The organism is Thioclava sp. F42-5, from assembly GCF_002213195.1.
GTDB lineage: Bacteria > Pseudomonadota > Alphaproteobacteria > Rhodobacterales > Rhodobacteraceae > Thioclava > Thioclava nitratireducens.
Genome location: NZ_NBNZ01000007.1, coordinates 100,598 through 119,084, shown reverse-complemented (window position 1 = coordinate 119,084; position 18,487 = coordinate 100,598). Strand labels below are relative to the sequence as shown.

18 protein-coding genes are annotated in these 18,487 nt (G+C 63.5%); 6 read left to right on the top strand and 12 right to left on the bottom strand.

Going from position 1 to position 18,487, the window contains the following annotated elements; all coding sequences use genetic code 11:
- Positions 1–10: 10 nt before the first annotated feature.
- From cydX to B6V74_RS16715, 3 genes are all read left to right on the top strand, one after another.
- Entirely contained in the window at positions 11–130 is a 120-nt protein-coding gene (cydX, locus tag B6V74_RS16725; RefSeq protein ID WP_075776874.1) for a cytochrome bd-I oxidase subunit CydX, read from the top strand.
- 250 nt (positions 131–380) lie between these two features.
- Positions 381–1,139, top strand: a complete 759-nt coding sequence (locus tag B6V74_RS16720) for an electron transfer flavoprotein subunit beta/FixA family protein (RefSeq protein WP_075776873.1) — start codon at positions 381–383, stop codon at positions 1,137–1,139.
- Positions 1,139–2,065 (top strand): electron transfer flavoprotein subunit alpha/FixB family protein, encoded by a 927-nt coding sequence (locus B6V74_RS16715; protein ID WP_088723457.1) that lies wholly within the window; start codon positions 1,139–1,141, stop codon positions 2,063–2,065. Before B6V74_RS16720 ends, B6V74_RS16715 begins: the two co-directional genes overlap by 1 nt.
- Before the next feature lie 74 nt (positions 2,066–2,139).
- On the opposite strand, the gene B6V74_RS16710 is transcribed toward B6V74_RS16715, so the two are convergent.
- A complete protein-coding gene (locus B6V74_RS16710; RefSeq protein WP_088723456.1) occupies positions 2,140–2,961 on the bottom strand; it encodes a DUF6473 family protein in 822 nt (273 codons plus the stop codon).
- Between the two features lie 155 nt (positions 2,962–3,116).
- Between B6V74_RS16710 and B6V74_RS16705 the strand changes: the two genes are divergently transcribed.
- Positions 3,117–3,992, top strand: a complete 876-nt coding sequence (locus B6V74_RS16705) for a 3-hydroxybutyryl-CoA dehydrogenase (protein ID WP_088723455.1) — start codon at positions 3,117–3,119, stop codon at positions 3,990–3,992.
- On the opposite strand, the gene B6V74_RS16700 is transcribed toward B6V74_RS16705, so the two are convergent.
- The 8 genes from B6V74_RS16700 to B6V74_RS16665 all read right to left on the bottom strand — a co-directional run bounded on the left by B6V74_RS16700 (position 3,959) and on the right by B6V74_RS16665 (position 10,570).
- Positions 3,959–5,092 carry an acyltransferase gene (locus B6V74_RS16700; RefSeq protein WP_088723454.1) on the bottom strand — a complete coding sequence of 378 codons (1,134 nt, stop codon included), beginning with the start codon at positions 5,090–5,092 and terminating at the stop codon, positions 3,959–3,961. The genes B6V74_RS16705 and B6V74_RS16700 overlap by 34 nt on opposite strands.
- 99 nt (positions 5,093–5,191) lie before the next feature.
- Positions 5,192–6,052, bottom strand: a complete 861-nt coding sequence (locus B6V74_RS16695) for a lysophospholipid acyltransferase family protein (RefSeq protein ID WP_088723453.1) — start codon at positions 6,050–6,052, stop codon at positions 5,192–5,194.
- Between the two features lie 32 nt (positions 6,053–6,084).
- Positions 6,085–6,357, bottom strand: a complete 273-nt coding sequence (locus tag B6V74_RS16690) for an HPr family phosphocarrier protein (RefSeq protein WP_075776868.1) — start codon at positions 6,355–6,357, stop codon at positions 6,085–6,087.
- A complete protein-coding gene (locus tag B6V74_RS16685) occupies positions 6,348–6,755 on the bottom strand; it encodes a PTS fructose transporter subunit IIA (protein WP_075776867.1) in 408 nt (135 codons plus the stop codon). The genes B6V74_RS16690 and B6V74_RS16685 overlap by 10 nt, the downstream gene beginning before the upstream one ends.
- Positions 6,752–7,681 carry an RNase adapter RapZ gene (gene rapZ / locus B6V74_RS16680; protein WP_088723452.1) on the bottom strand — a complete coding sequence of 310 codons (930 nt, stop codon included), beginning with the start codon at positions 7,679–7,681 and terminating at the stop codon, positions 6,752–6,754. The genes B6V74_RS16685 and rapZ overlap by 4 nt, the downstream gene beginning before the upstream one ends.
- Positions 7,672–8,109 carry a serine kinase gene (locus tag B6V74_RS16675; protein ID WP_088723451.1) on the bottom strand — a complete coding sequence of 146 codons (438 nt, stop codon included), beginning with the start codon at positions 8,107–8,109 and terminating at the stop codon, positions 7,672–7,674. Before B6V74_RS16675 ends, rapZ begins: the two co-directional genes overlap by 10 nt.
- Positions 8,110–9,858, bottom strand: a complete 1,749-nt coding sequence (locus tag B6V74_RS16670) for a sensor histidine kinase (RefSeq protein WP_088720498.1) — start codon at positions 9,856–9,858, stop codon at positions 8,110–8,112.
- A 10-nt stretch (positions 9,859–9,868) separates the two neighbouring features.
- Positions 9,869–10,570 carry a response regulator transcription factor gene (locus tag B6V74_RS16665; RefSeq protein ID WP_075776864.1) on the bottom strand — a complete coding sequence of 234 codons (702 nt, stop codon included), beginning with the start codon at positions 10,568–10,570 and terminating at the stop codon, positions 9,869–9,871.
- 366 nt (positions 10,571–10,936) lie between these two features.
- Between B6V74_RS16665 and B6V74_RS16660 the strand changes: the two genes are divergently transcribed.
- Both B6V74_RS16660 and B6V74_RS16655 read left to right on the top strand, forming a co-directional pair.
- Entirely contained in the window at positions 10,937–12,535 is a 1,599-nt protein-coding gene (locus B6V74_RS16660; protein WP_088720499.1) for a phosphoenolpyruvate carboxykinase, read from the top strand.
- A 111-nt stretch (positions 12,536–12,646) separates the two neighbouring features.
- A complete protein-coding gene (locus tag B6V74_RS16655; RefSeq protein WP_168184247.1) occupies positions 12,647–14,245 on the top strand; it encodes a phospholipase D family protein in 1,599 nt (532 codons plus the stop codon).
- A gap of 4 nt (positions 14,246–14,249) precedes the next feature.
- Here B6V74_RS16655 and rnr read toward each other — a convergent pair whose 3' ends face one another.
- The 3 genes from rnr to dapE all read right to left on the bottom strand — a co-directional run bounded on the left by rnr (position 14,250) and on the right by dapE (position 18,276).
- Entirely contained in the window at positions 14,250–16,556 is a 2,307-nt protein-coding gene (rnr, locus tag B6V74_RS16650; protein ID WP_075776861.1) for a ribonuclease R, read from the bottom strand.
- A 164-nt stretch (positions 16,557–16,720) separates the two neighbouring features.
- On the bottom strand, positions 16,721–17,137 hold the full coding sequence (locus B6V74_RS16645; RefSeq protein ID WP_088723449.1) for a GNAT family N-acetyltransferase: 417 nt from the start codon (positions 17,135–17,137) through the stop codon (positions 16,721–16,723).
- Positions 17,134–18,276 carry a succinyl-diaminopimelate desuccinylase gene (dapE, locus tag B6V74_RS16640; RefSeq protein ID WP_088723448.1) on the bottom strand — a complete coding sequence of 381 codons (1,143 nt, stop codon included), beginning with the start codon at positions 18,274–18,276 and terminating at the stop codon, positions 17,134–17,136. Before dapE ends, B6V74_RS16645 begins: the two co-directional genes overlap by 4 nt.
- Positions 18,277–18,487 lie beyond the last annotated feature (211 nt).

Below are 18,487 nucleotides of genomic sequence, written 5' to 3'. Positions count from 1 at the left end.
AGACAGACAGATGTGGTACTTCGCATGGATCCTCGGACTTCCGCTGGCCGCTCTGGTCGCCGTCGCCAACGCGATGTGGCTCGAGATGCAGAACGACGCGCGGATCGCCGGTGAGCGGCGCCAGGACTGAGCTGGCAGCCGGAAAGCCAAATCAAGGAAAGGCCGTCCCCCGGGGCGGCCTTTTTGCCATCGGCGAGACGGTACCGGGGCGACGCAACGGCAATGGGCCCCGACCGCTAGCGCAAACAGTCGAAAAGACGTGACGTTTCAGGGCCAAAACGAGGCGTTTTCCCCCTGTCCCTTCGCCCCGTGCTCTTGTAACAAAATTGCCGAATGAATCCGTTCGCCGCAATTTGGCGGACCAGACAAGGGAGACACGCATGAAGGTCCTGGTACCCGTCAAACGCGTGATCGACTACAACGTGAAAGCTCGCGTGAAAGCGGACGGAAGCGGTGTCGATCTCGCCAATGTCAAAATGTCGATGAACCCGTTCGACGAAATCGCTGTCGAAGAGGCGATCCGTCTGAAGGAGAAGGGCGCCGTCGAAGAGATCGTCGCGGTCTCCATCGGCGTGAAGCAGGCGCAGGAGACCCTGCGCACCGCGCTCGCGATGGGTGCGGACCGTGCGATCCTCGTGGTCGCTGCCGATGACGTGCAAACCGATATCGAGCCGCTGGCCGTCGCCAAGATCCTCGCCAAGGTCGTCGAGGAAGAGCAGCCCGGCATGGTGATCCTCGGCAAGCAGGCGATCGACAACGACATGAACGCGACCGGCCAGATGCTGGCCGCACTTCTGGGCTGGGGTCAGGCGACCTTCGCCTCGGAAGTCGTGGTTGAGGGCGAGGCCGCGAAGGTAACCCGTGAAGTCGACGGCGGTCTGCAGACCATCGAGGTCAAGCTGCCCGCGATCGTCACCACCGACCTGCGCCTCAACGAGCCGCGCTACGCGTCGCTGCCGAACATCATGAAGGCGAAGAAGAAGCCGCTCGACGAGAAAACCGCCGAGGATTACGGCGTCGACGTCTCGCCGCGTCTCGAAGTGGTGAAGGTCACCGAGCCCGAAGCGCGTCAGGCTGGCGAAATGGTGCCGGATGTCGACACGCTGGTTGCGAAACTCAAAGAGAAGGGGGTCGTGTGATGGCCGTTCTGCTGCTGGGTGAAGTGAATGATGGCGAACTGTCGGTCGACGCGACCGCCAAGGCCGTCTCCGCCGCGAAAAGCCTCGGCGATGTGACCGTGCTCTGCGCGGGTGCCTCTGCTGCCGCGGCCGGTGAAGCCGCCGCGAAGATCGACGGTGTCGCGAAGGTTCTCGTGGCCGAGGATCCCTCGCTGAGCCACCGTCTGGCGGAACCGACCGCCGCGCTGATCGTGTCGCTCTCGGGCGACTACTCGCATATCGTGGCCCCGGCCACGACTGATGCGAAGAACGTGATGCCGCGTGTCGCAGCCCTTCTCGACGTGATGGTGATCTCGGATGTCTCCGGCGTCGTCGATGCCGACACGTTCGAGCGCCCGATCTACGCGGGCAACGCGATCCAGACCGTGAAATCGAAGGACGAGAAGAAGGTCATCACCTTCCGCACCTCGACCTTCGACGCCGCCGGCGACGGCGGTTCGGCTTCGGTCGAGACCGTGGCGATGTCGGACGCGCCCGCTCTGTCGAGCTGGATCGAGGACAAGGTCGCCGAGAGCGATCGTCCGGAGCTGACCTCGGCGAAGATCGTCGTCTCGGGCGGCCGTGGCGTCGGCTCGGAAGAGGACTTCAAGGTGATCGAAGCGCTGGCCGACAAGCTTGGCGCGGCTGTGGGTGCCTCGCGCGCCGCCGTCGACTCGGGCTTCGCGCCGAACGACTGGCAGGTCGGTCAGACCGGCAAGGTCGTGGCCCCTGAGCTCTACATCGCCTGCGGCATCTCTGGAGCTATCCAGCACCTCGCCGGCATGAAGGACTCGAAGATCATCGTCGCGATCAACAAGGACGAAGAAGCGCCGATCTTCCAGGTCGCCGATTACGGCCTGGTCGCGGACCTCTTCGACGCCGTTCCGGCGCTGACCGAAAAGCTCTGATCCGCGGAAGGGGCGCTGCCCCCGCGATAGTGGAACCAAATCGAAAGGGCGGGGAAATCCCCCGCCCTTTCCTGTTAGAGCAATGACTTCAGAGCAGACGCGAGCGCCGCTGCGATCTCCTCATGCACCAGCGGCCCCGGCACCATTTCCGCGGCTGGTTCCTCAAGCGGCGTGAAGTGCATCCCGGCCGTGCCCGCGCTACGTGCCGCCGCCGAAGGCTTGACCCGGACCACGTCCGACACGAGCGAGCGCAGCGCCTCCACCATAGGTTCGGTGACCATCAACGGCTCGGGCCCAAGATCGTCGCTCCGGGCGGAATCGTTGAACGCCCCGAGCCACAGCAGCAGCTTGCGCCCCTTGATCTTGGCCAGAAGCGCGGTCATCCGCTGCAGCCACGCCTCCTGCAATTCGACCTCGAGAAGTGAGAATTTCTCAGGCTCGCGTTCTTTCAATGCGCTCAGCATGTGGCGCGTGAAGTTGAACTCGGTAAAATCCACGCCGCGGAAGATCGAGCGCATCAGGCTCGAAGCGCGCAGGAACCGATCGTTGCGGCGCGGATGCACGGCATAAAAGCGGTTGGACATATTCTGCGCCCCGAGCAACTGGATGACCGTAACCTGCGCCGCATCCGATGCGGCGGCCAGTTGCGGCTCGTGCAGGAACACGTCGATCCCGGCATTCAGATAACCGAAATTCACCACCGGCATCTCCAGCCGCGCCTCTAGCAGCGCGGGCCAGGGATGCTCCACGAACTTGCCATAGGTCTCCGTCCCGCCCATCGCTGCGATGAAATCGCCTTGCAGCGCACGGCGCGGCCCGCGGAACAGCAGTTTGGATTTCCCATATCTGCACGGGAAGTAATCGAGAGCGCCATCGCCCGTATATTCGAAAGCCATTTTCCCACCTCAGTCTGTATTCGACTCGCCCGAGGCCAGAATGCGCCCGAAGTCTTGCCAAACGGCTAATGTTAAAATGATCTCAGCCCTGCGTTTCGCTTGCATGGACCGAGCGGAGAACTATGGTCAGGGCGCAAAACGTGAGAGGGAAAATTATGGCGATCGAGAAAGTGGGCATCGTGGGTGCAGGGCAGATGGGCAACGGGATCGCCCATGTCTTCGCGCTGGCCGGATATGACGTTCTGCTGAACGACATCAGCGACGAGGCGCTGACGAAGGCGATCGCCACGATCACCAAGAACCTCGATCGGCAAGTATCGCGCGGGAAAATCTCGGAAGACGAGAAGAACACCGCGCTGAAGCGGATCACCACGACCACGAAACTGAGCGAACTGGGCCCGACCGATCTGGTGATCGAGGCCGCAACCGAGCGCGAGACCGTCAAGCAGGCGATCTTCGAAGACCTGCTGCCGCATCTCAAGCCGACGACGATCCTGACCTCGAACACCTCGTCGATCTCGATCACCCGGCTTGCCTCGCGCACCGACCGCCCCGAGAAGTTCATGGGCTTCCACTTCATGAACCCGGTGCCGGTAATGCAACTGGTCGAGCTGATCCGCGGCATTGCGACCGATCAGGAGACCTACAAGGCGCTGCACGAGGTCGTCGAGAAACTCGGCAAGACCGCCGCGTCTGCCGAAGATTTCCCGGCCTTCATCGTGAACCGCATCCTGATGCCGATGATCAACGAGGCGGTCTATACGCTTTATGAAGGCGTGGGGAACGTGCGCTCGATCGACGAGTCGATGAAGCTCGGCGCGAACCATCCGATGGGGCCGCTGGAGCTGGCCGACTTCATCGGGCTCGACACCTGCCTCGCGATCATGAACGTGCTGCATGACGGGCTGGCCGATACCAAGTACCGCCCCTGCCCGCTTCTGACGAAATATGTCGAAGCCGGCTGGCTCGGGCGCAAAACCGGGCGCGGTTTCTACGACTATCGCGGCGAGACGCCGGTGCCGACGCGCTGAACGGGGAGGACGTCGGGCGTCTCTCCCCCGGCGTCACCACGCACGACTTTTCGCGGATGCCTGCGGATCACGAAGCGTTTCTCGAGCATGTGCCACGAGAGATAACCGATCGGGACAACGACCAGCAGGCTTAGCGCAGCGAAGACATAACCGTCCATGTTCGGCCCGACCAGGCTGCGCAGGACCTGCTGGATCGGCCAGCCCCAGAGATAGATGCCGTAGGACGGATCACCCAGCCCCGAAAGCTGGCGCAGGAAAGGCCCGTCCAACTGGCCGACCCAAAGCAGGGGCAGCGCGATCAGCATAGGGAACACGACCGCCGCATTAGCATTCCACTCAAGCGACCGCAGCGCGAGAACCACGAGGACGGCGAAAGACAGAAACGCGACATCGCCGCGAACCTCGCTGTCATAGAGAAAGGTTCTCATCAGCATGCCGGTGATGAAACTCGGCGCGAGATAGGCGAGCCCGCGCAGATAGTCGGTCACCTCGAGATTATAGGCGAAGACAAACCACGCAGCCGCCACGAAAAGAACGAGGACGACGCGCGGGCGCAGCAATCGCATCGCCATCAGGAGCCCGGTCAACACGTAGCAGGTCACCTCGAGCCGGATCGTCCAGATCACGCCATTCGCGATCGGCGTGACGTAGCGCATGTTATCCCCGACGGAGGGATAAAAAGAGATCGCATCGCCGAACCAGAGCGACCTCTCCTGGAAGGTGAGCGTCTTGAAAACCGAGATCCATGTCTCGGAGCTGAAAAGAAACTCGCGCGCGGAACCTGCAGAACCCACGGTGTAGAACGGGCAGATGACCAGCGTTATGAACAGCGTCGAGCCAATGAAGAGCGGCAGAATCCGCCGCGCACGCCGGATCACGAAATGCCGGATCGTAGGCGCGCGCAGAGCGCTGTCGGTAATGAGAAACCCGCTCAGGACGAAGAACACCATGACACCGTAGAAACCGAGGATGGTTCCCGTCGCTTCCTTGAAGGGCTCGCCCGCCTCGCTGCCTTCAGCCAGAAGAAAGGCATGCGAGAAGACAACGCCGGAGGCGGCGATAATCCTGAGTAGATCGAAGCCTCTGAAGATACGAGCCATTGTCACCCCGACCTTCAGTCTGCCTGAAAGTCGTTAAGTGGCCAACATATTTATATTTAGGGGCGACACGGACGCAAATCTCGCGCCCGTCGGATCATATCACAGTGCCAGCGTCTCCTCGCGCAGGTCGGCGAGGAATTTACGCGGGTTTTTCAGCGCCTCGGCGATATCATCGGCAGACTTGGCCGGGCCGATCACCGGGTGTTGCGGTTTGTAGAGCGCGCGCTTGATTTCATACAACAGCAGCCCTTGGCGCACCGTCGCGCTCAGCTTGTTGGCGATCTGATAGGCGCGCGAATTCTGCCCCGGGAAGTGGATCGGCAGCACCGAGGCGTTCGACCGGGCGAGCATCTTCGCGGTGAAGGGATTCCATTCCTGCTCGATCACCGGGCCCATCAGCGTCTCGGAATGGGCAACCTGCCCCGCAGGGAACAGCACCACAACGCCACCGCGCTTGAGCTGCGCCATGCACGCTGCGCGCATCTTGAGACTGTCTTCGCGGGCATTGGGCTCGTGCGGGAAGGGTACGGGCAGCATGTATTGCTCGACCTCGGGAATCCCGGTCAGCAGCGAGCGGGTGAGGATCAGGAAATCGTCGCGCACTTGGCCGATCAGGTAGGCCAGCACCATCCCGTCCACCAGCCCATGCGGGTGGTTGGCGACGACCACCAGCGGGCCCTCTTTAGGAATATGGGCGATCTGTTCTGGTGGCGTCGTGACCTCGATCCCCATCACGTCGAGCGCTTGCGGCCAGAACTCGGCCCCGACCGGGGCGCCGCGTTTCTCGAACTTGCGGATCAGGTGCAGAAGCTGCGCCTTCGCCGTCATCCATTCCAGAGTGCGGATCGTGCCGACCTTGAACGGGTTGGAAAACGTTCCCGCATAGGACAGGCGACGCTTATCATACGGCTTCGATACGGCTTGCGCGGCTTCGATTGCGATGTCGCTCTCTTGGTTCATTGGTCGAACCCCCTCGCTGGGTGCGGAGCGCGTCACATACCTTCGCCGAATTTGTCGGCCACCAATGCCTGAAGCGCATCGGCGAGCTTTTCGGCTTCGGCCCCGCTTGTCGTCACTTCAATAGTGGTTCCACGCGAAGCTGCCAACATCAAAAGCCCCATGATCGAGTCGCCCGAGACCGACTGGCCGTCCTTCGCCACCGTGGCGCGGGCGTCGTGATCCTCGACAACCTCGACGAAACGGGCGGAGGCGCGCGCATGCAGGCCTTTCTCGTTCACGATCTCCAATTCGCGGGTCACGGACATTTCACCACTCCCGCTTGGGCGTTGTAACTGTTGATATATTTGCGCCCGGCATCGAGCGCGGCCTCGACCGCGGCATGCACGGCGAGGCTGCGCGATTTCGCCAGTTTGATCAGAAGCGGCAGGTTCGCGCCGTAGATGATTTCGCGGTCGCGCGCCTCGCAGGCCATCAGCGACAAGTTGGAGGGCGAGCCGCCGAACATGTCGGTCACAACCACGACACCTGTGCCGTCATCGACCGCATCGGCGGCGGCGCGAATCTCCGCCTGCTTGCCCGCGCGGTCGTGATCATCCTCGATGGTGATGGCACGAATGCCGCGCTGCGGGCCCACGACATGCTCTATAGCGGCGAGATATTCGCGCGCCAGACCACCATGTGCCACGATCACGATACCGATCACGCGCCCGACCTCACCTTCGTTTCTTCGTTCTCGGCATGGCCGAGACGCTCCAATTCCCTATGACGTTTAGACACGCGCCACCCTGCTTCCGCAAGCGCTTTGGCGATGCTCTCGGTCATTGCGACCGAGCGGTGTTGCCCCCCGGTACACCCGAAGCCGACCGAGAGATAGGCCTTGCCCTCCGCGACATAGGCGGGGAGCAGGAACAGAAGCAGATCGAGAACGCGCTGGTGGAACTCGGCAAAGCGGGGATCTGCGGCGACATACTCCGCGACCGCCGCGTCGCGCCCGTCGCGCGCGCGCAACCCCGGTTCCCAATGGGGATTGGCGAGGAAGCGGCAATCGAACATCAGATCGAGCCCGCGCTGCACCCCGCGCTTATAGCTGAAGGAATTCACTGTGACCGAGAGCGGCTCGGTGCGGCCCGTGTCGAAGAAACGCCCGACCTCGGCGCGCAGATCATGCGGGCTCATCTCGGAGGTATCGATCAGGACATCGGCGCGCATCCGGATCGGCGAGAGAAGATCCATCTCCTGCGCGATACCGGCGCCGGGGTCTTCCTCGGGCGAAAGCGGATGACGGCGGCGGGTCTCCGAATAGCGCCGTTCGAGCACCTCGGGACGCGCGTCGAGATAGAGCAAGTCGAGATCCAGATCCGGCCGTTTGGTCAGCATATCGACCAGTTCGATCAGCGCCGCAGCCGAGAAATCGCGCCCGCGCACATCGACGCCAAGCGCGACCGGGCCGGTCAGATGGCCCTTGAGAAGGCGCGGTACGAGATTCAGCGGCAGGTTGACGATCGGCTCGTAGCCCAGATCTTCCAGGGCGCCGATTGCGGTGGTGCGGCCCGCACCTGAGGGGCCGGTCACCAGCACGACGCGCTGGCCAGCCTGTGCCCATACCGGATCGGATCGGGTCACGCCCATCGGCCCCCTTTCAGCCATTGCAGGATTGCCACATCAAGATGACGATGCTGCACGCGCAGCACAAGGGGCAGAGTGACCCCCAACATACTGTCTTTTCGACAGGTTGGGAGGCGCGCGGTCTCTTCCCGGTCGAGGTCGACGAGCAGGATGATGCGGGCATGCGACAGGGGATCGGCCCTCAGGATACCGACGCCGCGCGCCTCAATCCGGCCCGCGATCATCTCCGGCGCGCTGGCGATCAGCTCCCCGTTCTCGGCCCGCAGGTCAACCCGGTCATCGGCTACGAGCGACGCCCCCAGCGCCATCAACCGCAGCGCGAGGAGAGACTTGCCGCTGCCCGACGCGCCGCGAATGAGAACGCCGCGCTCGGGGTCGAGCGCGACGGCACTGGCATGGAGATTGGTCGAGAGGTCGTCCGACCCGGTCATTCAGCTTACCGGCAGGCCCACGACGAAACGCGCGCCCAGAGGATCGGAGGTCCGGTCGGCATCAGTCGGGCGGATATTCTCGGCCCAGATCACACCGCCATGCGCTTCGACGATCTGCTTGGAGATCGCAAGGCCGAGGCCGGAGTGGTCGCCGAACTGCCCCTCGGGACGTTCCGAGTAGAAGCGCTTGAACACTTTGGTGAGCGCCTCTTCGGGGATTCCCGGCCCGGTATCCTCGACCACGACCAGCACGCGGTTGTCGCGCTGGCGTGCCCAGACCCGCACCGCGTCCCCCTCTTCGCAGAACGAGGTCGCATTGGTGATCAGGTTCACGAATACCTGGGCCAGACGCGCTTCCAGCCCCGAGATGATCACGGACTGCGACGGCAGATCGGTGATGAAGTCGACACCCTTCTCGCGCGCCTGCTGACCGAGGAACTCGCTGAGGTTCGACACCATCTTGATCAGGTCGAACTGCTCTTCCTCTTCCTTCACCAGCTCGGAATCGAGCCGCGACGCATTGGAGATGTCACTCACCAGACGATCCAGTCTGCGCACGTCGTGATCGATGACTTCGAGAAGACGCGTGCGCTGTTCGTCCTTCTTGACCATATGCAGCGAGGCCACGGCAGAGCGCAGGCTGGCCAGCGGATTCTTGATTTCATGGGCGACGTCGGCGGCGAATTGTTCGTTCGCGTCGATGCGTTCGTAAAGCGCGCCGACCATGCCGCGCATCGCGCCCGACAGCCGCCCGATCTCGTCGGGTCGGGCGGTGAGGTCGGGGATGCGCACCCGGGCGGGCGCCATCTTGCGCGCATTCTTGTCGCGCCCGATTTCGGCCGCCGCCGCGAGATCGGAGAGTGGATTTGCGATGGTCGAGGCCAGCACCAGCGACAGGCCGATCGAGACGATGATCGCGATCACGAACATCTGCAGCACCTGCTCGCGCTCGACGCGGACCAGCGCATCGATCTGCCCCGCGACCGAGATCAGGCCCACGACGCCAACGACGCGATCCCCCTGCCGGATCGGCGTGGCGACGGCGAATATTGTCGAGCCCGCCGCGTTCTTCTGCGACGAGATCTTCGTGCGCCCTTCCAGCGCGGAGGGCACGAGATCGCGCACCATATCGAGCGCGCTATCGGCTGCGGTGCCGCCGCCCCGCTCGAACAGGCCGGCGACCGAGTCCCAGATCTGGCCCAGAAAATCGCTGAGCACGGTCGAGCGTTTGTCGAAATTGAGCCCATCGACCTCTTCGACCGGCGCGCGGTCGCCCGTGGTCGTAGTGCCGAGCAATGCAGCACTTGGGTCGAACAGGTAGAGATCGGCGCCCTCGGGCAGCTCCATCCCGCGGATCGTCGCAAGCGGATCGAGCCCGTCGCCCGCCGCCAGATTGACCGGAGCACCCGCGGGCAGCTGCGCCTCGAACACGTCGGCAGCCAGTTGCGCCTCGTTCACGAGCCCGCTTTCGCGTTGCAGCACGAGGCTGTCGCGAAACGGATTGAGGTAAAGCACGCCTGTCACCAGCACGATCATCGCCAACAGGTTGAAGGTGATGATCTTGCGCGCCAGCGGCGAGCGGTTGAGCGAGAACATGGACCGCCGCGCCCGCCCCTTGCGCAGATCGTCATCGACGATATCGGCTGGGCCGACCCAATCCTCGCCGAGCACGACATCCGTTTCCGGCGCGCGACGGGCGAAGTTTGAGGAGCGCTTTCGAGCCAATCCGATCTTCCCGGCAATACTCATCGACGTGGGATCACTCTTCGTTATACCGGTACCCGATGCCGTAGAGTGTCTCGATCGCCGAGAAATCATCGTCGACGCTGCGCATCTTCTTGCGCAGGCGCTTGATGTGGCTGTCGATCGTGCGGTCGTCGACATAGACCTGATCGTCGTAGGCCACGTCCATAAGCTGATCGCGCGACTTCACGAAACCGGGCCGTTGGGCCAACGCCTGAAGCAGCAGGAATTCGGTCACGGTCAGCGTGACATCCTTGCCCTTCCAGGTCACCGCGTGGCGCAGCGGATCCATCTCGAGCGAGCCGCGCACCATCACCTTGGTGTCTTCGGTCGAGGCGACCTCGCCGGTCGAGATCGCTTCCTGCCGGCGCAGCAGCGCGCGGATGCGTTCGACCAGAAGACGCTGCGAGAACGGCTTCTTGACGTAGTCGTCCGCACCCATGCGAAGACCAAGAACCTCGTCGATCTCATCGTCCTTGGAGGTCAGAAAGATCACCGGCATCGCGGTCTTCTGCCGGAGCCGCTGAAGCAGCTCCATGCCGTCCATCCGCGGCATCTTTATATCCAGAACCGCCATGTCGGGGAGGCGTTTGGTAAACGCGTCGAATGCAGCCTGTCCATCGTTATACGTTTCGACATCGTAACCTTCCGCCTCGAGCGTCATCGAGACCGAGGTCAGAATATTGCGGTCGTCATCGACCAGCGCGATTCTCGACATGTCGGAATACCCCTTCACTGCTACTTTATAGTTATTACGCACTTATTCCGCGTTTACGCACATATTCCGCGTTCACTGCCTTCAAATCAACAAAAAGCTGCGAATCACCAAGTTTTCGCGAATCAATAGAGCCAGAATTTCCCAACCTTTGACTAATTTGCCTCACCTTTCCGCGACATTTCGCCGTGATTGCGCTAAACCTCCGGATGGTTGCGCTAACTGCACCCTACCATTCTGTTCCATTGCAAAAATGTCATGCTATAGGCGATCCATCCGGGTAAGATTGTTGCTTGGATCGGCGCTTCGAGGCCCCGACGCGCCGGGAATAACCCTGTGAACGCCGCGCGACGGCATCGGGAGCATCAGATGGACATTGGACGCGTTAACCCCGCGAAACGACTGGAAGATCAAGGCATCGAAGGTCTCGGGAATGTCTATTACAACCTGCTGGAACCGGCGCTGATCCAAGAAGCGATCAAGCGCGACGAAGGCATACTCGGCAAGGGTGGCGCCTTCTACTGCACGACCGGCAAGCACACCGGCCGGTCGCCCAAAGACAAGTTCGTCGTGCGCACCACCTCCGTCGAGGACACCATCTGGTGGGAGAACAACACCCCGATGGAGCCCGACGCCTTTGATCGCCTCCACGCCGACATGCTGGAGCACATGAAGGGCAAGGATTACTTCGTCGAGGACCTCTTCGGCGGCGCCGATCCGGAGCACCGTCTCGACGTGCGCCTGGTGGCCGAGCTTGCATGGCACGGCCTGTTCCTGCGCACCATGCTGCGCCGCCCCGAGCGCGAGGAGCTCGACGCGTTCGATCCGGAATGGACGATCATCAATTGCCCCAGTTTCAAGGCCGACCCCGCGAAGCACGGCTGCCGCTCGGAAACCGTGATCGCGCTGAACTTCGACAAGAAGACGATCCTGATCGGCAACACCGCCTACGCGGGCGAGAACAAGAAGGGCGTTTTCACCCTTCTCAACTACATTCTGCCCGGCGAAGGCGTCATGGCGATGCACTGCTCGGCCAACCACGCGATCGACGATCCCGACGACGCGGCGGTCTTCTTCGGCCTCTCGGGCACGGGCAAGACGACGCTCTCGGCCGACCCCTCGCGCATCCTCGTGGGCGATGACGAACATGGCTGGTCCGACAACGGCATCTTCAACTTCGAGGGCGGTTGCTACGCCAAGACGATCAACCTCTCGAAAGAGGCGGAGCCGGAGATCTACGATACGTGCTCGATGTTCGGCACGGTCATCGAGAACATGGTCTTCGACGAGGAGACGCTGGAGCTGGACTTCAACGACAACTCGATCACCGACAACATGCGCTGCGCCTATCCGCTGCATTACATCCCGAACGCCTCGGATACCGCGATGGCGGGCCAGCCCAAGAACGTGATCATGCTGACCTGCGACGCGTTCGGTGTGCTGCCGCCGATCGCGCGACTGACCCCGGCGCAGGCAATGTATCACTTCCTGTCGGGCTTCACCTCGAAGACGCCGGGCACCGAGGTGGGCGTGGTCGAGCCGATCCCGACCTTCTCGACCTGCTTCGGCGCGCCGTTCATGCCGCGCCGCCCCGAGGTCTACGGCAAGCTGCTGCAGGAGAAGATCCGCGACGTTGGCGCATCCTGCTGGCTGGTCAATACCGGCTGGACCGGCGGCGCCTTCGGCACCGGCTCGCGGATGCCGATCCGGGCGACCCGTGCGCTTCTGAAAGCCGCGCTCGACGGCTCGCTCCACAACGTGCAGTTCCGCAAGGATCCCAACTTCGGCTTCGAGGTTCCGGTCTCGGTCCCGAACGTCTCGGACGTGCTCCTCGATCCGCGCCGCACCTGGGACGACAAGGCCGCCTATGACGCGCAGGCGCAGAAACTGGTCGAGATGTTCTCGGACAATTTCGCGCAATACGTGCCCTACATCGACGACGATGTGAAAGCCGCCGCGATCGGTTGATGCGCTGAACCGGGAACACGAAATATTTAAAGGGGCCGGCGATCACGCCGGCCTTTTTCATGCGCGAAGCCCACTTTCCTAAACCCTTGAACCGCCTACATGATGCCAGCCATGAAACTGGAACTGCTTCATATTCTGGGCTTCGCCCTGCTCGCTGGCCTCATCGCCCTGGCCGGCCTGACTCTGATCGTCGCGAGGCTGTCGCATCGGCGACCGAAAGGGCCCTTCCCCGAGTCGAAGATGCAGGTCGCCCCCGAAACCGGCCGCTTTGCCACCGCGCTGCAGGACCGGCTTGCAGGGCTCGAAACGAAAAACGCGGTCCAGCTGCTCGCCGATCCGCTCGATGCGCTTGCGGCGCGACTGGAACTCATCGAAGCGGCGGAGGTCTCTCTCGATCTGCAATATTACATCTGGCAGAACGATACTGCGGGCGCGATCATGCTCGGCGCGCTGCGCAGGGCGGCCGGACGCGGGGTCCATGTCCGGCTTCTGATCGACGACAACGGCACCGCCGGGATGGACCGTACGCTGGCCGCGCTCGACGAATTGCCCAATGTCGAGGTGCGCCTATTCAACCCCTTCCCGATCCGGACCGCGCGGGTTCTCGGCTACCTGTCCGATTTTCGTCGCCTGAACCGCCGGATGCACAACAAGGCGATGATCGCGGATGGAAGGATGGCGATCCTCGGCGGGCGCAATATCGGCGACGACTACTTCAACAGCCTCTCCGAGAGCGGGCTCTACATGGATCTCGACGTCGCCGTCGCAGGGCCCGTTCTGGCGCAGATCGGAAAGCAGTTTGACCTTTACTGGAACGCCCCGCCCGCGATCCCGGCGGAGAAAATGCTGGGTGGCTGCAAGGCAGCGGAAGCCGAAGACATTATCAAGGATGAGGAGGTTCGTCTCTCCGAGCCAGAGGCGAAGCGCTATGCCGTGGACCTGCGGCATCCCGACCGGCTCTCGCGGCTGCTGTCGGGCAAGGCGCCAGTGATCTTCGCCGAGGCGCAGCTGATCTACGACCACCCGTCGAAGATTCACGGGCTTTTGCAGGGGCGCAAGCTGCTCTGGCAATATCTGGTGCGTGCCCTCGGCCAGCCGCTGCAGGAACTGGTGCTGATCACGCCCTATCTCGTGCCGACGCGGACCGGCGTGCGCTATCTCAAGCGGATCGCGAAATCGGGGGCGAAGATCAAGGTGCTGACGAACTCCTATGCCGCGACCGATGTGGCGCTCGTGCATTCAGGCTATGCCCATCGCCGCAAAGGGTTGTTGCGCGCCGGAATCGAGCTTTACGAATACGCCGCCGATGCCGAAGATCGCCGCCCGAACGAGCGTAACCGGCGCGAACGGCTGCTTGGCTCCGACATTCGCGGCACCTCGCCGTTTTCGCGCAACAAGCTGCACGCCAAGGTCTTCGCGGTGGATCGCGCGCGGGTCTTCATCGGCTCGTTCAATTTCGATCCGCGCTCGATGCGTTTGAATACCGAGTTGGGGATCGTGATCGCTGCACCCGAGATCGCGAGCGAGATCTCCGAGACGTTCAAGGAGTTCATCCCCACCCGCGCATGGCGGCTGCGCCTGACCCGTGCGCAGCAATTGCGCTGGTCGCGGCCCGGTCACGGCGTCCGCAAGCGCGAGCCGGGCGTGCCCTTCTCGCATCGCATCTTCCTGTGGGTGGCGCAGCGTCTGCCGATCGAGTGGATGCTCTAAGGCCTCAGCTCTTGCGCGTGCGTTTCACCTTGCGCGCGACCGCCTTCTTCTTGGCAGCGTCGCGGGCCGGTTTGCGCGGTCCCTTGCCGGGCCCTTTGCGCGGCGGGCGGGTGCCGGGGCGACGTCCTTTGCGGCGCTTGCCGTCGCCGGAGGGCATCCCCTGCCCTTCGACTTCCAGCAGCTCCAGCATCAGCCCGCCGGTGATCGGCACGGCCTCCGACAGCCGTACCCGGACGCGCTGCCCGATCGTGATAACCATGCCGGTATCGGAGCCCACCAGCTCCTGCGCCTCGCGATCGAAATGGAAGAACTCGCGCCCGATCTCGCGGATCGGGATCAGCCCGTCCGCGCCGGTCTCGTCGAGCTTTACGAAAGCGCCGAATTTCTGCACGCCCGAAATGCGGCCGGTGAACTCGCTGCCCACGCGGTCCGACAGGTAAGCGGCCAGATAGCGGTCGGTCGTGTCGCGTTCGGCCACCATCGAACGGCGCTCGGTATCGGAAATCTGCTTCGCCGTGTCCTCGAGGTTCTCGATATCCCACGCGCTCAGCCCGTCCTTGCCCCAGCCATGGCCGAGGATCAGCGCGCGGTGCACGATCAGGTCGGAATAGCGCCGGATCGGCGAGGTGAAATGCGCGTAGGACCGCAGCGCGAGGCCGAAATGGCCATAATTCGTCGGCGCGTAATAGGCCTGTGTCATCGAGCGCAACGTCGAAATGTTGATCAACTCGTCGAACTCGGAGCCCTCGGACTGGCTCAGCAGGTTGTTCAGATGCGCGGTCTGCAGCACCTGACCCTTCGCCAGCGTGAAGCCCGACGCCTGCGCCACTTCACGCAGGCTCTCGATCTTCTCGAGGCTGGGTTCTTCGTGGACACGATACAGCAGCGGACGGCGCAACTTCTCCAGTTCCTCGGCGGCGGCCACGTTGGCCAGCACCATGAACTCCTCGATCAGCTTATGCGCATCGAGCCGTTCCTTGAACCGGATCGAGGCGACATGGCCATCGTCTCCGATCACGATCTGCCGCTCGGGCAGGTCCAGTTCCAGCGGCTGACGGATCGCACGAGCATGCTTGAGCGCCTCGTAAGCCTCGTAGATCGGGTCGATGATCTCCTCGACCATATCCTCGGTCTTCTCGTCCGGGTTGCCGTCGCGCGCGGATTGCACCTGCCCGTATTCGAGCGAGCCGACCGAACGGATCATCCCGCGCGTGAAGCGATGCGAGACCTTCCGCCCCTGCGCGTCGATCTTCATCCGCACCGCCAATACCGCACGGTCCACATTCTCGTGCAGCGAGCACAGATCGCCTGACAGACGATCCGGCAGCATCGGCACGACGCGGTCGGGGAAATAGGTGGAGTTGCCGCGCTTGCGCGCCTCGCGGTCCAGCTCGGAGCCCGGCGTGACGTAATGCGCCACATCGGCAATCGCCACCCAGATCAGGAAGCCGCCCTCGTTCTTCGGATCGTCATCGCGGATCACCAGTACGGCGTCGTCGCGGTCGCGGGCATCCGCCGGGTCGATCGTGACGAAAGACAGCTTGCGCAGGTCTTCGCGCTCGCCCAGAGGCGCAGGCTCGGCGGCATCGGCCTCGGCCACGACCGCATCGGGAAAATCGTCGGGGATGCCATGCTGATGGATCGCGATGAGCGAGACCGCCTTCGGCGCGGACGGATCGCCCAGCACCTCGATCACGCGCGCCTTCGGCAGGCCCATGCGCCCGCGCGGCCCGGTCTGTTCAGCCTCGACCAGCTCGCCATCCTTGGCGCCCTGCGTGACCGCCGCCGGCACCTGCCATTCGTTGCCGACCCCCTTGTCGATCGGCATGATCCGCCCGCCCTCGGCATTCTTGCGGAAGATGCCGACGATGCGATGCGAGGCCTGGCCGATCTTGCGGATCAACCGCGCCTCGTAGCCGTAATCCTCATCCTCGACCGGGGTCAGGCGACCGAGGATACGGTCGCCCTCGGCCAGCGTAGGATCGCCGTCCTTCGGAACGAAGAGAACCAAGGGCGCAGGCCCCTCGCCACTCCATTCCGCAGGTTCGGCCCATTGATCGCCCTGACTATCCTCGCGCATTACCCGCAGTACCGACACCGGCGGCAGCACATTGGGGTCGCGGAAGTTGCGGCGGCGCTTCTCGATCAGGCCTTCGTCGGCCATGTCCTTGAGAATGCGCTTCAGCTCGATCTTCGCCTGCCCCTTCACACCGAAAGCCCGCGCGATGTCGCGCTTGGCCCCTTGGTCGGGGTTGTCGTTCAGCCAGTCGAGGATCTGCTGGCGCGAGGGGATGGGGGCGGGTTTGCTCATGGGTTTGCCTAACATGGGGCGTGAGGGGCGTCACTCAAAGAGTGGAACGCTATTCGTGGGTGTCGAGGGGCGCGGCCTCCGCGCGCAGGCGCGCATGGCCTAGGCGGAGGGGGCTCTGCCCCCGCGCTGACGCGCCCTCCGGGATATTTTCGCCAAGAGGAAGCTCAGAGCGGCTTTTCCATATCGCGATGCGGGATGCCCGCGTCGTCGTAATCCGCGCCATAGGGCACGAAGCCGAGCTTTTCATAGAACGGGATCGCGTAGCTCTGGGCCGAGAGATAGGCGCGGGTACAGCCCATCTCCTCGAACCGCGCGCAGGCGTCGCGCACCAGCGCCGCGCCAAGCCCGGTGCCGCGCGCGGATTTCGCGACGCAGATGCGACCGATCTTGCCGGTCTCACCCTTGCGGATCAGCCGCGCGGTGCCGAGCGGCGTGCCGTTGTCCGTGGCCAGCAGATGGATCGCCTGATCGTCGAGATCGTCCCATTCCTCGGGCTCCGGGATGCCCTGTTCTTCGATGAACACGGCCCGGCGCAGCGCGTGGCAGGGGGTATAATCGGTGACCGGCTCGATCTTGATCATGCGAAATAGTCTTTCAATATGCGCGCATAGATGCGCTGGAGCGTGACGATCTGATCAACCGGGACACGCTCGTCCACTTGATGCATCGTCGCGCCGACGAGGCCGAATTCTACGACCGGGCAGTGATCCTTCACGAAGCGCGCATCCGAGGTGCCGCCCGAGGTGGACAGCTCCGGCGCGCGGCCCGTTTCCGCCTCGACCGATTTCGCGACGAGGTCGACGAAAGGTCCGGGCGGCGTGACGAAGCTTTCGCCCGAGATGTCGGGGTTGAGCGCGATGCGGATGCCGGTCTCGGCGGCGATCCCGGAGGCTATCGCCTCGGCCCAGGCAATCAGCCCCTCGCCGGTATGGGCGTCGTTGAAGCGGATATTCACGGTCGCGCGCGCCTTGGCCGGGATCACGTTATTGGCCGGGTTGCCGCAATCGATGGTGGTGATCTGCAGGCTCGAGGGCTGAAAATGATCTGTGCCATGATCGAGCGGCTCTGCGGTCATCCGGCCCAGCAGATCGACCAGCGCATGCAGCGGGTTCTTCGCGCGATGCGGATAGGCGGCATGGCCCTGCACGCCCTCGGCCTCGATATAGAAGCTGAGCGAGCCACGCCGCCCGATCTTCATCATCTCCCCCATCTCATTGGGGCAGGTCGGCTCGCCCACGAGGCAGACCGACATCGCCTCTCCCTCGGCCTTCATCCAATCCAGAAGCGCCCGCGTGCCGTCGCGCCCCGGCCCTTCTTCGTCGCCGGTGATGGCGAGGATCACCGCGCCTTCGGGCGGCGTCTCGGTCACGAAATCCACCGCTGCGGCGGCGAAGGCCGCAACGGCGGTCTTCATGTCGGTCGCTCCGCGCCCCCACATCACGCCGTCAACGATCTCGGCGCCGAAGGGATCGTGCGTCCAGGCAGCCGCATCGCCCACCGGCACGACATCCGTGTGCCCGTTGAAGCCGAAACTTTTCGCAGCCCCCTTCGCGCCCCAGCGCGCGTAGAGGTTCGGCGTGCCGTTGCGATCGACGCGCGTGCAGGTGAAGCCCGCCCCGCTCAGCAGCTCTTCGAGCAAGACGAGCGCGCCGCCCTCCTCCGGGGTCACCGAGGGGCAGCGGATCAGATCGGCGCTCAGGCGGATGGGGTCGGTCGTCATGGGCACTCCTTTTCAGCGCTACAGGCTTAGAGCGCCGAAGCCCTAGGAGCAATGGCTGTTGCAGGCCCGCCACCGGGCGCATGTGACGCAGAGACAAGCACTACCCAAGGGCGTGTTGCGGTGCCATGATATGTCAAAAGCAAAAGCCCGGAATCGGGCGTATCGAGCAGGGCAAAGCCCGGATTCAGACGCAGCAGACCCACGCGCGGCC

Coding starts and splice junctions, on each gene's coding strand:
- cydX (WP_075776874.1), top strand. CDS start 11: ATGTGGTACTTCGCATGGATCCTCGGACTTCCGCTGGCCGCTCTGGTC.
- B6V74_RS16720 (WP_075776873.1), top strand. CDS start 381: ATGAAGGTCCTGGTACCCGTCAAACGCGTGATCGACTACAACGTGAAA.
- B6V74_RS16715 (WP_088723457.1), top strand. CDS start 1,139: ATGGCCGTTCTGCTGCTGGGTGAAGTGAATGATGGCGAACTGTCGGTC.
- B6V74_RS16710 (WP_088723456.1), bottom strand. CDS start 2,961: ATGGCTTTCGAATATACGGGCGATGGCGCTCTCGATTACTTCCCGTGC.
- B6V74_RS16705 (WP_088723455.1), top strand. CDS start 3,117: ATGGCGATCGAGAAAGTGGGCATCGTGGGTGCAGGGCAGATGGGCAAC.
- B6V74_RS16700 (WP_088723454.1), bottom strand. CDS start 5,092: ATGGCTCGTATCTTCAGAGGCTTCGATCTACTCAGGATTATCGCCGCC.
- B6V74_RS16695 (WP_088723453.1), bottom strand. CDS start 6,052: ATGAACCAAGAGAGCGACATCGCAATCGAAGCCGCGCAAGCCGTATCG.
- B6V74_RS16690 (WP_075776868.1), bottom strand. CDS start 6,357: ATGTCCGTGACCCGCGAATTGGAGATCGTGAACGAGAAAGGCCTGCAT.
- rapZ (WP_088723452.1), bottom strand. CDS start 7,681: ATGGGCGTGACCCGATCCGATCCGGTATGGGCACAGGCTGGCCAGCGC.
- B6V74_RS16675 (WP_088723451.1), bottom strand. CDS start 8,109: ATGACCGGGTCGGACGACCTCTCGACCAATCTCCATGCCAGTGCCGTC.
- B6V74_RS16670 (WP_088720498.1), bottom strand. CDS start 9,858: ATGAGTATTGCCGGGAAGATCGGATTGGCTCGAAAGCGCTCCTCAAAC.
- B6V74_RS16665 (WP_075776864.1), bottom strand. CDS start 10,570: ATGTCGAGAATCGCGCTGGTCGATGACGACCGCAATATTCTGACCTCG.
- B6V74_RS16660 (WP_088720499.1), top strand. CDS start 10,937: ATGGACATTGGACGCGTTAACCCCGCGAAACGACTGGAAGATCAAGGC.
- B6V74_RS16655 (WP_168184247.1), top strand. CDS start 12,647: ATGAAACTGGAACTGCTTCATATTCTGGGCTTCGCCCTGCTCGCTGGC.
- rnr (WP_075776861.1), bottom strand. CDS start 16,556: ATGAGCAAACCCGCCCCCATCCCCTCGCGCCAGCAGATCCTCGACTGG.
- B6V74_RS16645 (WP_088723449.1), bottom strand. CDS start 17,137: ATGATCAAGATCGAGCCGGTCACCGATTATACCCCCTGCCACGCGCTG.
- dapE (WP_088723448.1), bottom strand. CDS start 18,276: ATGACGACCGACCCCATCCGCCTGAGCGCCGATCTGATCCGCTGCCCC.